The organism is Pseudomonas sp. HY2-MNA-CIBAN-0224 (genome assembly GCF_040310285.1).
GTDB lineage: Bacteria > Pseudomonadota > Gammaproteobacteria > Pseudomonadales > Pseudomonadaceae > Aquipseudomonas > Aquipseudomonas helleri.
The window spans coordinates 37683-51200 of sequence record NZ_JBEOPQ010000018.1 but is presented as its reverse complement, the minus strand read 5'-3'; the positions used below and the strand labels follow the sequence as shown (position 1 = coordinate 51200).

15 protein-coding genes are annotated in these 13518 nt (G+C 57.1%); 4 read left to right on the top strand and 11 right to left on the bottom strand.

The window, feature by feature from the left end; translation table 11 throughout:
- Nucleotides 1-6 precede the first annotated feature (6 nt).
- Nucleotides 7-654, top strand: a complete 648-nt coding sequence (pdxH, locus tag AAEZ03_RS11180) for a pyridoxamine 5'-phosphate oxidase (RefSeq protein WP_048386515.1) — start codon at nucleotides 7-9, stop codon at nucleotides 652-654.
- A 193-nt stretch (nucleotides 655-847) separates the two neighbouring features.
- Nucleotides 848-1312 (top strand): outer membrane lipoprotein, encoded by a 465-nt coding sequence (locus AAEZ03_RS11175; protein ID WP_048386517.1) that lies wholly within the window; start codon nucleotides 848-850, stop codon nucleotides 1310-1312.
- Between the two features lie 84 nt (nucleotides 1313-1396).
- On the opposite strand, the gene AAEZ03_RS11170 is transcribed toward AAEZ03_RS11175, so the two are convergent.
- From AAEZ03_RS11170 to AAEZ03_RS11150, 5 genes are all read right to left on the bottom strand, one after another.
- The gene (locus AAEZ03_RS11170) at nucleotides 1397-1996 is read right to left on the bottom strand and encodes a hypothetical protein (protein ID WP_082148714.1); all 600 of its coding nucleotides are present in this window, start codon (nucleotides 1994-1996) and stop codon (nucleotides 1397-1399) included.
- Nucleotides 1997-2081: 85 nt separating this feature from the next.
- Complete coding sequence (nhaA, locus tag AAEZ03_RS11165; RefSeq protein ID WP_350578501.1) at nucleotides 2082-3263, bottom strand: Na+/H+ antiporter NhaA; 1182 nt, start codon at nucleotides 3261-3263, stop codon at nucleotides 2082-2084.
- A gap of 218 nt (nucleotides 3264-3481) precedes the next feature.
- Nucleotides 3482-5092 (bottom strand): NAD(P)/FAD-dependent oxidoreductase, encoded by a 1611-nt coding sequence (locus AAEZ03_RS11160; protein WP_153332090.1) that lies wholly within the window; start codon nucleotides 5090-5092, stop codon nucleotides 3482-3484.
- A 118-nt stretch (nucleotides 5093-5210) separates the two neighbouring features.
- Entirely contained in the window at nucleotides 5211-5882 is a 672-nt protein-coding gene (locus AAEZ03_RS11155) for a COG3650 family protein (RefSeq protein WP_350578498.1), read from the bottom strand.
- Nucleotides 5883-5966: 84 nt separating this feature from the next.
- Complete coding sequence (locus AAEZ03_RS11150) at nucleotides 5967-6566, bottom strand: short chain dehydrogenase (RefSeq protein ID WP_350578495.1); 600 nt, start codon at nucleotides 6564-6566, stop codon at nucleotides 5967-5969.
- Nucleotides 6567-6670: 104 nt separating this feature from the next.
- Between AAEZ03_RS11150 and AAEZ03_RS11145 the strand changes: the two genes are divergently transcribed.
- Complete coding sequence (locus AAEZ03_RS11145; RefSeq protein WP_123751930.1) at nucleotides 6671-7579, top strand: LysR family transcriptional regulator; 909 nt, start codon at nucleotides 6671-6673, stop codon at nucleotides 7577-7579.
- Nucleotides 7580-7765: 186 nt separating this feature from the next.
- On the opposite strand, the gene AAEZ03_RS11140 is transcribed toward AAEZ03_RS11145, so the two are convergent.
- From AAEZ03_RS11140 to AAEZ03_RS11115, 6 genes are all read right to left on the bottom strand, one after another.
- Complete coding sequence (locus AAEZ03_RS11140) at nucleotides 7766-8467, bottom strand: ABC transporter ATP-binding protein (RefSeq protein ID WP_350578492.1); 702 nt, start codon at nucleotides 8465-8467, stop codon at nucleotides 7766-7768.
- On the bottom strand, nucleotides 8468-9235 hold the full coding sequence (gene livG / locus AAEZ03_RS11135) for a high-affinity branched-chain amino acid ABC transporter ATP-binding protein LivG (RefSeq protein WP_123751932.1): 768 nt from the start codon (nucleotides 9233-9235) through the stop codon (nucleotides 8468-8470).
- A complete protein-coding gene (locus AAEZ03_RS11130) occupies nucleotides 9232-10488 on the bottom strand; it encodes a high-affinity branched-chain amino acid ABC transporter permease LivM (protein ID WP_123751933.1) in 1257 nt (418 codons plus the stop codon). The genes livG and AAEZ03_RS11130 overlap by 4 nt, the downstream gene beginning before the upstream one ends.
- Nucleotides 10485-11408, bottom strand: coding sequence for a high-affinity branched-chain amino acid ABC transporter permease LivH (gene livH / locus AAEZ03_RS11125; RefSeq protein WP_123751934.1), 924 nt, complete (start codon nucleotides 11406-11408; stop codon nucleotides 10485-10487). The genes AAEZ03_RS11130 and livH overlap by 4 nt, the downstream gene beginning before the upstream one ends.
- A 247-nt stretch (nucleotides 11409-11655) precedes the next feature.
- Entirely contained in the window at nucleotides 11656-12795 is a 1140-nt protein-coding gene (locus AAEZ03_RS11120; RefSeq protein ID WP_350578545.1) for a branched-chain amino acid ABC transporter substrate-binding protein, read from the bottom strand.
- Complete coding sequence (locus tag AAEZ03_RS11115; protein WP_148070730.1) at nucleotides 12782-13042, bottom strand: hypothetical protein; 261 nt, start codon at nucleotides 13040-13042, stop codon at nucleotides 12782-12784. The genes AAEZ03_RS11120 and AAEZ03_RS11115 overlap by 14 nt, the downstream gene beginning before the upstream one ends.
- 111 nt (nucleotides 13043-13153) lie before the next feature.
- Here AAEZ03_RS11115 and AAEZ03_RS11110 point away from each other — a divergent pair, with 111 nt between their 5' ends.
- The gene (locus AAEZ03_RS11110; RefSeq protein WP_123751965.1) at nucleotides 13154-13459 is read left to right on the top strand and encodes a DUF2288 domain-containing protein; all 306 of its coding nucleotides are present in this window, start codon (nucleotides 13154-13156) and stop codon (nucleotides 13457-13459) included.
- Nucleotides 13460-13518 lie beyond the last annotated feature (59 nt).

Genomic DNA, 13518 nt, shown 5'->3' with positions numbered 1-13518 from the left:
GCCCTCATGACCCAAGCGCTGGCCGATATGCGCCGCGATTACACCCGTGACGGGCTGGCCGAGGCGCACGCCCCGGCTGAGCCTTTTGCGCTGTTTCATCAGTGGTTCAATGACGCGGTAAAGACTGAGCAACCGCCGGTTGAGGCCAATGCCATGACCCTGGCCACGGTGGACGCCGAAGGGCGCCCGCATTGCCGGGTGCTCTTGCTTAAAGGGCTGGATGAACAAGGTTTTACCTTTTTCACCAACTACACCAGCGCCAAGGGTGAGCAGTTGGCAGCGCGTCCTTTTGCCGCCATGACGTTCTTTTGGCCCACCCTGGAGCGACAAGTGCGCATCGAAGGCCAAGTGGTCAAGGTGACACCGCAGGAGTCCGACGCTTACTATCAGGTGCGCCCCTTGGGTAGCCGGATCGGGGCCTGGGCTTCACCGCAAAGCCAGGTGATTGCAAACCGTGAGGCGTTGACCACACTGCTGGCGGCCACTCAGGCACGTTTTAGTGACACGCAGCCGCATTGCCCGGAACACTGGGGCGGTTATCGTTTACTGCCACAGCGTATTGAGTTTTGGCAGGGGCGCCCGAGCCGCTTGCATGACCGGCTCAACTATCGCCGTGAGGGCGCTGCGTGGGTGCGTGAGCGTCTGGCGCCTTGAAAACCTGATAAACAACGGTAGCGTGCAAGTCAAAACGGCTATTTCGCGCTACCCTTGTGGTTAATTTACAAGCGTCTGTCACCCACGCTGTGTCTGTACAGGCGCTGAATAAAGACCACATTGTCTGCGCTGCGCGGTGACAGGCACCCGGTTGCAGAGTTTAATGAATCCCTGATCTTTTGGAGTTGATCCTATGCGTAAGACCGCACTGTTAGTTGCAGCTTTTTCGACCATGACAGTTCTGTTGAGCGGCTGTGCCTCGAACTTGACCGGTGACACCTATTCGCGTGATGAGGCGCGTCGCGTACAAACCGTACGTACCGGCACTATCGTTGCCCTGCGCCCTGTACAAATCGAAGGTACCAAAACCCCAATCGGCGCCGCCACAGGTGCTGTGATCGGCGGCGTTGGCGGCAGCGCCATCGGTGGCGGGCGTGGCAGCATCGTGACTGCAGTGATCGGCGCAGTAGCCGGTGGCCTGCTGGGTTCGGCTGCTGAGTCGGGCCTGACCAAGACCCAAGGTGTTGAAATCACCGTGCGTGAAGACGACGGCAGCACCCGTGCTTATGTTCAACAGGTTGAGCCGAACCAGGTATTCCGTACCGGCGAGCGCGTACGCATCATGACGGTTGACGGCACTAGCCGCGTAACCCAATAAGCGTTAGTAGCGCGCTTAAACAAAACCCCGGCCAGTACGAACTGGCCGGGGTTTTTTGTGAGGCTTGAAAACCGTCGGGCTGGCTCACGACGAGCGTCTGAACGCCTGCTCGGCACCCGACAACGAGATGGCGATGCGATCCAGCAGCCTTTCGGCCGAGTATTTGGGTGCGACAGCGCACACCAGTACCACAGCCAACCCTAGCGCCAGCGCCGGGCGAGGTATTTTGCCGATGTTGGACTGGCTCAGCATGACCAGAAAAATGAATGCGGCGATCGTGCCTACCAACGCGCCCGCAATGGCTTCTGACAAGGGGTGGATGGTCAGGGCGATGTAGTTGATGCTGAACCACCAGGTCAGTACCACCCCAACCCCAAAGGCCGGCCAGCGCAAACGTGGGTTAATTTGCTGGCACAACAAGCTCAGCATCACGGTGAACACCAGGCAGGTATTGGTCGCATGCCCGCTGAACACCGCAATGTCCAGGCTGTGCAAGCCAATTCCCCAGCCCTTGAACAGAATTTTGGTCACGCCCACGATGAAGTAGGCAGACAGCAGTACGCCCAGCCATAACACCGCGATTTTTTTAGAGGCCGCAGCCCACAGCCAGGCTGCGATGACCAAGGCTGCCGGGAACATCACACTGATGCCCCCGTACTGCACAAATTGAAGTTTTGCGTCCACATTTCCCTCGTTGGGCGACAAAAAACCATCAGGGGCAACACCGGTAAACGGTGCTGCCCCTGCGAGAATCTCTGTTGATGTTGAGTTACGCGTCTGCCTGTTTACGGCTGAAGACGGCGGTAACAGCGTAGCCGATAAAAGCCGCGAGGATAGAACCGGTCAAGATCCCCATGCGGTCCATGCCGACGTACTCACTGCTGCCCGGCACAAATGCCAGCGAACCGACGAACAGGCTCATGGTGAAGCCGATACCACAGAGAATCGCCACCCCAAACACCTGGCCCCAGTTGGCACCTGCCGGCAATGCTGCCAGGCCTGCTTTGATGGCGATCCAGGTCAGACCAAACACACCCACGGTTTTGCCGATTAGCAAGCCTGCGGCAATGCCCAGCGGCACGTGGTGAGTGAAGCTGTGCAGATTGACACCGGCCAGCGAAACGCCCGCGTTGGCGAAGGCAAACAGCGGCAGAATGCCGTAGGACACCCAGGGGTGCAGGGCGTGCTCAATCGTCAGCAGCGGTGACGTTTCGGCGTTTTTTGTGCGCAACGGAATGCAGAACGCCAGGGTCACGCCTGCCAGCGTGGCATGCACGCCGCTTTTGAGCACGCAGACCCACAGGATCAGGCCAATGATCATATATGGCGCGATCTTGATCACGCCCATGCGGTTCATCACGATCAGGGCAATCAGGCAGGCCGCTGCCAGCAGTAACGACACGCCGGAGAGTTCGCTGGAGTAGAACACCGCAATAACGATGATGGCCCCCAGATCGTCGATGATTGCCAGGGTCATCAGGAACAATTTGAGTGAAACCGGTACACGCTTGCCCAGCAAAGCCAATACGCCGAGGGCGAAAGCAATGTCGGTGGCCATCGGGATCGCCCAGCCATCGAGCGCATCGGGATAGTCTTTATTGAGGAACCAGTAAATCAGTGCCGGCACTACCATCCCGCCAATGGCCGCTGCGCCGGGCAGTACGACTTGCGAGGGTTTGGACAGGTGGCCTTCAAGCAGCTCGCGCTTGACCTCCAGGCCAATCAGCAGAAAAAACAACGCCATCAGGCCGTCGTTGATCCACAGCAGCGAAGGTTTTGCGATTTGCAGGGCACCGATCTGCACGGCCACAGGCACATCAAGAAAGGCCGTGTAGTAGTGCGAAAGCGGTGAGTTATTGATGATTAACGCCAGAGCCGCAGCTGCAATCAACAGCAGACCGCTGGCAGCTTCCATCTGAAAGAAACGAGTGAAAGTGCTACGCAGAGGCAAGGTGGCTCTCCAACGAATGGTTATTAGGTGCGACACCCTAACCTGTGCGGATAGTTGTTAAAACAAAAACTATATTCTTTTTTGTTATAAGCAACGTATTGATCCCGCACCGTCTACGAGACTATCAGGTATGTATCTAAATAAGTCGGGAAACAGCGAAATACGCCGTGGGAAAGGTCTTGCTGGAGCGAGGGAAACTCGCTCCAGCAGAGGGGATATTACGCCTCGATACCGAGGATATCGCGTGCTACCGCTTCAGCGATGCGGATGCCGTCAACACCGGCAGACATGATGCCGCCTGCATAGCCAGCGCCTTCACCGGCCGGGAACAGACCTTTGACGTTCAGACTTTGCATCGACGCGTCGCGGGTGATGCGCAACGGCGACGAGGTGCGGGTTTCGATGCCGGTCAGGACGGCGTCGTGCATCGAGAAGCCGCGAATCTGTTTCTCGAATGCTGGCAGTGCTTCGCGGATCGCTTCAATGGCGTAGGCAGGCAGGGCCAGAGCCAGATCACCCAGGGAAATCCCCGGCTTATAGGACGGCTCTACGCTGCCCAGCTCAGTGGACGGCTTGCCGGCAATGAAGTCGCCCACCAACTGCGCAGGGGCTTCGTAGTTGCTGCCACCCAGCACGTAGGCGTGGGCTTCGAGGCGCTCTTGCAGCTCGATACCGGCCAACGGTCCGCCCGGGTAGTCGTCTGGCGTAATGCCGACAACGATACCGGAGTTGGCGTTGCGCTCGTTACGTGAGTATTGGCTCATGCCGTTGGTGACCACGCGGCCTGGTTCGCTGGTCGCGGCCACAACGGTTCCGCCAGGGCACATGCAGAAGCTGTACACCGACCGACCATTTTTGGCGTGGTGCACCAGTTTGTAGTCGGCGGCGCCGAGTTTCGGGTGACCGGCGTATTTGCCCAGACGTGCGCTGTCGATCAGCGATTGCGGGTGTTCAATACGGAAACCTACCGAGAAGGGCTTGGCTTCCATGTACACGCCACGGCCGTGGAGCATGCGGAAGGTGTCGCGAGCGCTGTGGCCCAGGGCCATGATCACGTGACGGGCCTTCAATTGCTCGCCGTCAGCCAGCACCACGCCTGTCAGTTGGCCGTCTTCAATCAGCACGTCAGTCACGCGCTGTTGGAAGCGCACTTCGCCGCCCAGCGCGATGATCTGCTGGCGCATGTTTTCAACCACGCCGGTCAAACGGAAGGTACCGATGTGCGGCTTGCTGACGTAAAGGATTTCTTCGGGAGCACCGGCTTTGACAAATTCGTGCAGCACTTTGCGGCCGTGGTGTTTCGGGTCTTTGATCTGGCTGTAGAGCTTGCCGTCAGAGAATGTTCCGGCGCCGCCTTCACCGAACTGCACGTTGGACTCGGGGTTCAGGACATTTTTACGCCACAGGCCCCAGGTGTCTTTGGTGCGCTGGCGCACTTCGGTGCCGCGCTCAAGAATGATCGGCTTGAAGCCCATTTGGGCCAGCAGCAGACCGGCGAAAATCCCGCAGGGGCCAAAGCCCACGACAATCGGGCGCTCGCTCAAATCCTGTGGCGCCTGGCCAACCACTTTGTAGCTGACATCCGGTGCAGGGTTGACGTTACGGTCATCAGCGAAGGTGTGCAGCAACGCCGCCTCATCCCGCACGCTCAGGTCGATGGTGTAGATGAAGCACAATTCGGAGGTTTTTTTGCGCGCGTCGTAACTGCGCTTGAACAAGGTGAAATCGAGCAAATCATCGCTGGCGATGCCCAGGCGCTGCACGATGGCAGTGCGCAGGTCTTCTTCGGGATGGTCGATTGGCAACTTGAGTTCGGTGATTCGTAACATGACGGTGTCCAGTGTCGGGGCCAGGTAAACCCCGGCAGCCTTATGCGAACCGGGGATTATAGGCGGCTTCGAACCGTTGGGTCAGGTTAAAACAGCAATCTGTGGTTACAGTTGTCGGTTAGTCGTTGCGCGCGCCACCAAAATAGCCGCAACCGCGCTGAACCTGGCCATTGACCCGCAGTTCAGCCGCCAGGTGTTGCACGCTGCCGTTGACGCTGTCGGTGCAGCGCTGCGGGGCTACCCAAAGCTCAATGCGCTGATTATTGGCTTCTGTGGACAGCGAGAAGCGGCCGTCACCGACCTGTTCTTCTACATAGGGCAGTGCCAGATCTTGTTGACCTTCGCGTTTAAGGATCAGGCCTTTGCCGCCTGCTTGTACTTCCCAGGCAGGCCCGTTGCCGTTGGCATGCACGGTTTGTAGCTTGAAGTTGGGGTCTTGGCAGGCAGCGCTGCTGCGCTCAAGGCGGTATACCTGTTGCAGCTTGACTTCACCTTGCTCACCCGCGGTTTTGGTACTGACGAAGCTGCCGCGAATATCGGCGAACAGCTTGCCAGGTTTGACGGGCATGTCGGTTGCGTCCTGGACCAGTGTGGTGCTGGCGCCATCACTGACCACATAGCGCTGTTGGCCGACGCAGGGTTGGAAAACCAGTTGGCCATTGTCTGAGACCAGTTCGCCCTGAAGGCGAGTCAGGCCGGCGTTGCTATCAACGGGTTTGCTGTTCAGCAACTGGCAGCCGGCAAAGACGGGCAACAGGGCGACTAAAACTAAGGAACGGGCAGCGCGCATTATTCGGACTCCTGACTAATGCCGTCACGTTACTTAGGCTCGCCGTGCATCACAAGCCCGCCCCTACAAATCTGACAATGTGCTTTAGCCCACCTGATAGGTCTGTCCGGTGTGCAGGCCTTCGACACTTTTGGCGTAAGCCAGGGCCACATCGGCGGCCGCTACCGGCTTGAAGCCACGGAAGTAGGGGGCGTATTTGTCCATCGCCTCTGCCAGCACCGTAGGGCTGACGGCGTTCACTCGAAGCCCGCGTGGCAGTTCAATGGCCGCTGCCCGGACAAAGCCGTCGAGCGCAGCGTTGACCAATGCCGCCGAACTGCCGGTGCGAATCGGCTCACGGTTGATCACTCCGCTGGTGAACGTGAATGAAGCATTATCGTTGGCGTACTCGCGGCCGATCAGCAGTAGGTTGACCTGGCCCATCAGCTTGTCTTGGAGGCCCAAGGCGAAGTCTTTCTCGGTCATGTCGGCCAACGGCACGAAGTTGACATTGCCTGCGGCGCAGATCAGCGCATCGAAGCGTCCGGTTTGTTCGAACAAGGCGCGAATGGAGGTGCTGTCACTGATGTCGACCTGAAAATCGCCGCTTTTACGGCCAATACGCACGATTTCATGGCGCGCCGACAACTCGCGATCAATAGCAGAACCTATGGTGCCGTTAGCGCCGATCAGCAGGATTTTCATCGGGTGTTCCTTGAGTGGGGAGGTGTGGGCTCAGTCTAGTAGTGGATTTTGGTGGCGATAAGCGCACTAATAGGCAACCTTTGGTTTTCATATGGAAACAATCCATGAGCGAGATGGATGATCTGGCAGCGTTTGCAGTGTTGGTCAATGCGGGGAGTTTTACCTTGGCCGCTCAGCAGTTGGGCTGCAGCAAAGGGCAGCTGTCCAAGCGCATCAGTCAGTTGGAGGCGCAGTTCTCGGTCGTGCTGCTGCATCGCACCACGCGGCGTTTGAGCCTTACGGCGGCGGGGGCTGCGTTATTGCCGCAGGCCCAAGCATTGGTGCTGCAGGTTGAGCGGGCGCATCAGGCGCTGGCGCGGCTTAAGGACGACATGGCGGGTCCGGTACGGTTGACGGTGCCGGTGTCGCTGGGTGAAACCTTTTTTGACGCGTTGTTGCTGGAATTTTCCAGCCACTATCCCTTGGTCCAGATCGAGCTGGAGTTGAGTAACAGCTACCGCGACCTGGCCCGGGAAGGGTTTGATTTGGCGATTCGCTCGCAAGTGGGTAGTGATGAGCGACTGGTGGCAAAGTCGGTACTGAGCTGGCACGAAATGACCTGCGCCAGCCCGGCGTACCTTGAACAGTACGGTGAACCGACCACTCCGGTGCAATTGGCCGAGCATCGTTGTTTGCTTAACAGCCATTACAGCGGCCGCGAAGAATGGCAGTATCACCAGCAGCATGAACTGCACCGTGTTCGGGTTTCAGGGCCTTTTGCCAGTAATCACTACAGTTTGCTGAAAAAAGCGGCGGTGATAGGCGCTGGTATCGCGCGGTTGCCGTCTTACATGCTCCACGCCGAATTGGCTGACGGGCGATTACGCGGGGTACTGCTCAATTATCAGACTCGCAGCAACCCGATGTACCTGGTGCACCCGTATGAGGGTGGATTGCCCAAGCGCACGCAAGTTTTGGCGGATTACCTGGTGCAATGGTTTCAGCGCAGCGTGCTGCAGCCCAATTTCCTGTAGTAGTTGCCGAGTTTTACGAGGCTACGTCCGATTGCGAAGCGGTCGTAGCAAAGTTGAACTGACGTACTGCGGCTGCTGCGCTGCCGGACGTAGCCTCGCGGTGCTCGTCAACGGCTGCAGGGCGCGGTGCGATCTGCGGCCCAATAAAAAACGGCCCCGAAGGGCCGTTTTGTGCAGCAGGCAGGGTTAACCGCCCAGGTACGCGTCACGCACTTTCGGATCGTTGAGCAGTTGCTCGCCAGTGCCTTGCATGACCACCCGGCCGTTTTCCAGCACGTAGGCGCGGTCAGCAATTTTTAGCGCCTGGTTGGCGTTTTGCTCAACCAAAAACACGGTCACGCCTTCATCACGCAGTTGTTCGATGATGTCGAAAATCTGCTGAATGATGATCGGCGCCAGCCCCAGCGACGGCTCATCGAGCAGCAGCAGCTTGGGTTTACTCATCAGCGCACGGCCAATGGCGAGCATTTGTTGCTCGCCACCGGACATGGTGCCGCCGCGCTGTGTAAAGCGCTCTTTAAGGCGCGGAAACAGATGCAGAACCTTGTCGAGTTGCTCCTGATAATCGTGCTTTTCAGTAAAGAACCCGCCCATGGCGAGGTTCTCTTCTACGGTCAAGCGGGCAAATACCCGACGACCTTCCGGCACGACCGCGATGCTTTTGCGCATGATCTGCGCCGAAGTCAGGCCCACCAGCTCTTCACCCATGTAGCGAATACTGCCGCTATGGGCTTGCGGCGAACCGCACAAGGTCATCATCAGCGTCGATTTGCCGGCACCGTTGGCACCGATCAGGGTCACGATTTCACCCTGGCGCACTTCGACGTTAATGCTGTGCAGGGCCTGGATCTTGCCGTAGAAGGTCGAGACGTTTTCGAACTGCAGCATTTACGCTTCCCCCAAATAGGCTTTGATCACGTCAGGGTTATCGCGGATTTGCTCCGGGGTCCCGTCGGCCAAAGGTGTGCCCTGATTGATCACCACGATATGGTCGGAAATGCTCATGACCAGTTTCATGTCGTGTTCAATCAGCAAGACCGTCACGTTGTGCTCGTTGCGCAACACGCTGATGAGCATCTTGAGGTCTTCGGTCTCTTTAGGGTTGAGGCCCGCCGCGGGCTCGTCGAGCATGAGCAGACGCGGGCGCGTCATCATGCAGCGAGCGATTTCCAGACGGCGTTGCTGCCCGTAGGCCAAGGTGCCCGCCGGGCGGTTGGCGAACTCGGTCAGGTTGACCTTGTCCAGCCAGTACGCGGCATATTCCATAGCCTCGCGCTCGCTTTTACGGAACGCCGGGGTCTTGAACAGACCGGCCAGGAAGTTGGTGTTGAGGTGACGGTGCTGTGCGATCAGCAGGTTCTCAACGGCAGTCATGTCCTTGAACAAACGAACGTTCTGGAAAGTGCGCACCACGCCTTTGCGGGCGATTTCATGGCCAGACAGCCCTTGAATCGGCTCGCCATCCAGCAGGATGGTGCCCGCAGACGGTTTATAAAAGCCCGTCAGGCAGTTGAACACGGTGGTTTTACCGGCACCGTTAGGGCCGATCATCGATACAACCTGTTTTTCCTGGACGGTCAGGGCTACGCCATTCACCGCCAACAAGCCGCCAAAGCGCATGCTCAGGCCGCTGACTTTCAGTAACTCGCGGCTCATTTTCGCAGCTCCAGGTGAGGACGTTGCATAGGCAGCAGACCTTGTGGCCGCCAGATCATCATCACAACCATCAAGGCCCCGAACAGCAGCATCCGGTACTCACTGAATTCGCGCATCATTTCTGGCAGCAGGATCATCACCACGGCCGCCAGAATCACGCCCAGTTGTGAGCCCATGCCGCCCAGTACCACGATGGCCAGAATGATCGCCGACTCAAGGAAGGTGAACGATTCCGGGGTCACCAGGCCTTGGCGAGCGGCAAAGAAGCTGCCTGCGAAACCGGCAAAGGTAGCGCCCAGGGTGAACGCCGACAGTTTGATAATGGTCGGATTCAAGCCCAGTGCGCGGCAGGCGATTTCGTCTTCACGCAGGGCTTCCCACGCGCGACCAATCGGCATGCGCAGCAAACGGTTGATCACGAACAGCACGATCAGCACCAGTACCAGCGCGATCAGGTACAGGAAGATGACCTTGTTGATCGAGTTGTAGGCGATACCGAAGTATTCGTGGAAGGTTTGCATACCTTCGGCAGCAGTCCGGTCGAAGCTGAGGCCAAAGAGGGTAGGTTTTGGAATGTTGCTGATGCCGTTCGGTCCGCCGGTGATGTCCGTCAGGTTACGCAGGAACAAACGGATGATTTCACCAAAGCCCAAGGTCACGATCGCCAGGTAGTCACCGCGCAAGCGCAGCACCGGGAACCCGAGCAGGAAACCAAAGGTTGCGGCCATCAACCCCGCCAATGGCAGGCACACCCAGAAGCTCAGGCCGAAGTAATGCGCGAGCAGCGCGTAGGTGTAGGCACCGACCGCGTAGAAACCCACATAGCCCAGGTCAAGAAGGCCGGCCAGGCCGACCACGATGTTCAGGCCAAGGCCCAGCATCACGTAGATCAGGATCAGGGTGGCGATGTCGACGGCGCCGCGTGAGCCATAGAACGGCCAGATCAACGCTACAACGACCAGCCCCAGAATGATCCAGCGTTGGGTACTGGGCAGGGTCAGGAAGTTGGTCGCCTTGGTCGGGACTTTCGGCAGGCCCGGTGAAGCACGCCAGGCGGCGCTTAGTTGGTGGTGGAACAGCACGCGCAAAAACATCAGCAAAGAGCAGATCGCAATCACGCTCAGGGTGAAGGTGCTGGTGTTGTGAACTTCAATGTTGATCCCGACGATTGTCAGTTTCAGGCCGAGTACCGGGTAGGCGACGGCCCAGACCAACAGGGCGCTGAAGAGCGCCGCTTTAAGATTCCTGATCATACTTTTTCAATCTCCGGACGTCCCAGAATGCCGGTCGGACGGAACAGCAGTACCAACACGAGCAGGCTGAATGCCACGACGTCTTTGTACTGGTCGCCGAAAATATCAGCACCAAAGGCCTCAGCTACGCCGAGCACCAGGCCACCGAGCATCGCGCCGGGAATGCTGCCAATCCCGCCCAATACCGCTGCTGTAAAGGCTTTAAGCCCTACAAGGAAGCCGGAACCGGGGTTGATAACACCGTATTGAACGCTGATCAGAACAGCGGCAACGGCTGCCAGGGCAGCACCAATCACGAAGGTCAGGGCGATCACGTTGTTGGTGTTGATGCCCAACAGGTTGGCCATCTTCATGTCTTCGGCGCAGGCGCGGCAGGCGCGGCCCAGGCGTGAACGGGAGATGAACAGGGTCAGGCCGAGCATGGCCACCAGAGTGACGACGAAAACCACGATTTGCATGTAGGAGACGACAACTTCGCTCGCACCACCTGGGCCGAAGCTGAAGCCGCCGGGGATCAGGTTAGGAATCGATTTGTCTTTTGAGTCCTGGGACAGCAGCACCATGTTTTGCAGGAAGATCGACATACCAATGGCAGAGATCAAGGGGATCAAGCGGTTACTGCCACGCAAGGGACGGTAAGCCACCCGTTCAATGCTGTAGCCGTAGGAACTGGTTACTACGATGCTCGCGATAAACGCCCCGGTCAGCAGCAATGGCACGCTGTCCAGGCCCATCATGGTCAGACCGGCGATGGCGATAAACGCAATGTAGGAACCAATCATGTACACCTCGCCATGGGCGAAGTTGATCATTCCAATAATGCCGTAAACCATCGTGTAGCCGATGGCGATCAGGGCATACGTGCTGCCAACGTTGAGGCCGTTAACCAGCATTTGGAAGAAGTGATAGATGTCAGGCATTACAAGCTCCTAAAAACCTGAGACGCATTTCACTGGTGGAGTCATTTTCCGGCCTGTTTCGTACGCTTTTTTAGCCGTTTGAGCACAGGTCTTTTGCCAGCGAACCGCTGGTGACGGTTTTAAAGATTTTCAGGTGGGGAGACTTTCGGATCACGAAAGCGCGGCCCAATTTCTGTGGGCCTACGGCCCGTAAAACAAAGCCCACCGTTCGCGCAGTGGGCTTTGTAGTCAGATCAAGAACCAACCCTTATTGAGGGCTTACTTCTGTTTTAGGCTTGCCGAAGTGCCATTCGTAGACCACGAACTTAAAGTTTTTCAGGTCGCCTTTATCATCAAAGCTCAGGTCGCCCATTGGGGTTTTGAATGTCCCGTCATGGATAGCTTTCGACACTTTTGCGGTGTCTTCGCTCTTCGCCTGCTCAATACCTTGGGCGATCACTTCTACTGCCGTGTAAGCAGGGAATACGAACGGGCCTGTCGGGTCTTTTTTGTCTGCGACAAATTTAGCCACCAGGGCTTTGTTCTCAGGCTGTTGGTCGAACGCTTGTGGCAGGGTTACCAGCAGGCCCTCGGAAGCGCCCTGGGCGATTTGCGAGATGGAATCGTTACCCACACCTTCTGGCCCCATGAACTTGGCTTTCAGACCTTTTTCCTGGGCTTGGCGCAAGATCAAACCCAGTTCAGGGTGGTAACCGCCGTAGTAGACGAAATCAACGTCATCTTTTTTGAGTTTGGCGATGATGGCTGCAAAGTCTTTGTCACCCGCGTTCACGCCTTCAAATACTGCGACTTTGACGCCTTTCTTTTCCAACGTCTCTTTAACCGCGGTCGCGATACCTTCACCGTACTGCTGTTTGTCGTGCAGTACAGCAACGACTTTAGGTTTCACATGGTCAGCAATGTAGTTACCCGCTGCCGGGCCTTGGGCACTGTCCAGGCCGATGGTGCGGAAGACGTTTTTGTAACCACGTGCGGTGATTTCCGGCGCCGTGGCGGCCGGGGTGATCATGATGATGCCTTCATCTTCGTAAATGTCTGAAGGAGGCTGAGTGGAACTTGAGCACAGGTGACCCACAACAAATTTAACGCCGTCGTTGACGATTTTGTTGGCTACGGCTACGGCTTGTTTTGGATCGCAAGCATCGTCGTATTCCTTCGCTTCAAGCAGCAGCTTTTTACCGTCAACATCGACACCGCCTTTAGCGTTGATGTCTGCGATAGCTTGTTTTGCGCCAGTAAATTGCATGTCGCCGTACTGGGTCACAGGCCCGGTTTTAGGGCCAGCAATACCGATCTTGATGGTGTCTGCAGCAAACGAATGGCTGGCAACCCCGGCCAAAACCATAGCGGCAAACAGTTTAGTAATCTGCTTCTTAGCCATCTTTATTGGTGCTCCACTCTTCTGTTGTAATTTTTATAGTCCTGGAAGCCAAGGCAGCCGGACCGGGTTTTTTCTGAGCGAAATTCCCGACCAATCCCCCCTGCAACTGTACCGGTACAGTGTAGAGCGCCGGTTCAACGCTTGAATAGCGGGCTACCGGGAGAAAAAGCAGGAAATGTCGCTTAAACGAAAGAAAGAGACAGAATAGCGGCGGATTATGTTGTTGATCTATATCGGGATGTTGCCAGCTCAACAGGTTCGTCCTTGGCGCGTCGCCCTTTCCTCGTTTCCATACCTCTTTTCGGGTTTTTCTACCGGGTGCGCGGCGCTATCATTGCGCCGATTTTTTTACCTGGTGAATCCCATGAATCAAGAACCTAGCACCCTCTATGCCAAGCTGCTTGGTGAGACCTCAACAATTGAATGGAAGGTGTTGCAGCCGTTCTTCGCCAAAGGTGATTTGTTGTGGGTTGACCCCGCACTGGACTTGATCGACGCGGCCATTGCCGTGACTCAGGATGAAGCAGAGAAGATCAAGGCCTGGATGGCTTCTGGCGTCTTTGGAAAGATGACTGCAGAGCACGCGCTAGACGTTAATGCACGTGATCCTGAGCTGTGGGCCGTGGTGGTTTCGCCTTGGGTGATGGTCCAGGAAAGGGCAAAAAATTAATTGAACGCACCAAACAGGAGCGTCTATAGAGGTGTGATTTGGGCGAGGTGGTGTGTAGG

What these genes read in the sequence shown, in the direction of transcription:
- pdxH (WP_048386515.1), top strand. Translation starts at nt 7, where the DNA reads ATGACCCAAGCGCTGGCCGATATGCGCCGCGATTACACCCGTGACGGG.
- AAEZ03_RS11175 (WP_048386517.1), top strand. Translation starts at nt 848, where the DNA reads ATGCGTAAGACCGCACTGTTAGTTGCAGCTTTTTCGACCATGACAGTT.
- AAEZ03_RS11160 (WP_153332090.1), bottom strand. Translation starts at nt 5,092, where the DNA reads ATGTTACGAATCACCGAACTCAAGTTGCCAATCGACCATCCCGAAGAA.
- AAEZ03_RS11155 (WP_350578498.1), bottom strand. Translation starts at nt 5,882, where the DNA reads ATGCGCGCTGCCCGTTCCTTAGTTTTAGTCGCCCTGTTGCCCGTCTTT.
- AAEZ03_RS11150 (WP_350578495.1), bottom strand. Translation starts at nt 6,566, where the DNA reads ATGAAAATCCTGCTGATCGGCGCTAACGGCACCATAGGTTCTGCTATT.
- AAEZ03_RS11145 (WP_123751930.1), top strand. Translation starts at nt 6,671, where the DNA reads ATGAGCGAGATGGATGATCTGGCAGCGTTTGCAGTGTTGGTCAATGCG.
- AAEZ03_RS11140 (WP_350578492.1), bottom strand. Translation starts at nt 8,467, where the DNA reads ATGCTGCAGTTCGAAAACGTCTCGACCTTCTACGGCAAGATCCAGGCC.
- livG (WP_123751932.1), bottom strand. Translation starts at nt 9,235, where the DNA reads ATGAGCCGCGAGTTACTGAAAGTCAGCGGCCTGAGCATGCGCTTTGGC.
- AAEZ03_RS11130 (WP_123751933.1), bottom strand. Translation starts at nt 10,488, where the DNA reads ATGATCAGGAATCTTAAAGCGGCGCTCTTCAGCGCCCTGTTGGTCTGG.
- livH (WP_123751934.1), bottom strand. Translation starts at nt 11,408, where the DNA reads ATGCCTGACATCTATCACTTCTTCCAAATGCTGGTTAACGGCCTCAAC.
- AAEZ03_RS11110 (WP_123751965.1), top strand. Translation starts at nt 13,154, where the DNA reads ATGAATCAAGAACCTAGCACCCTCTATGCCAAGCTGCTTGGTGAGACC.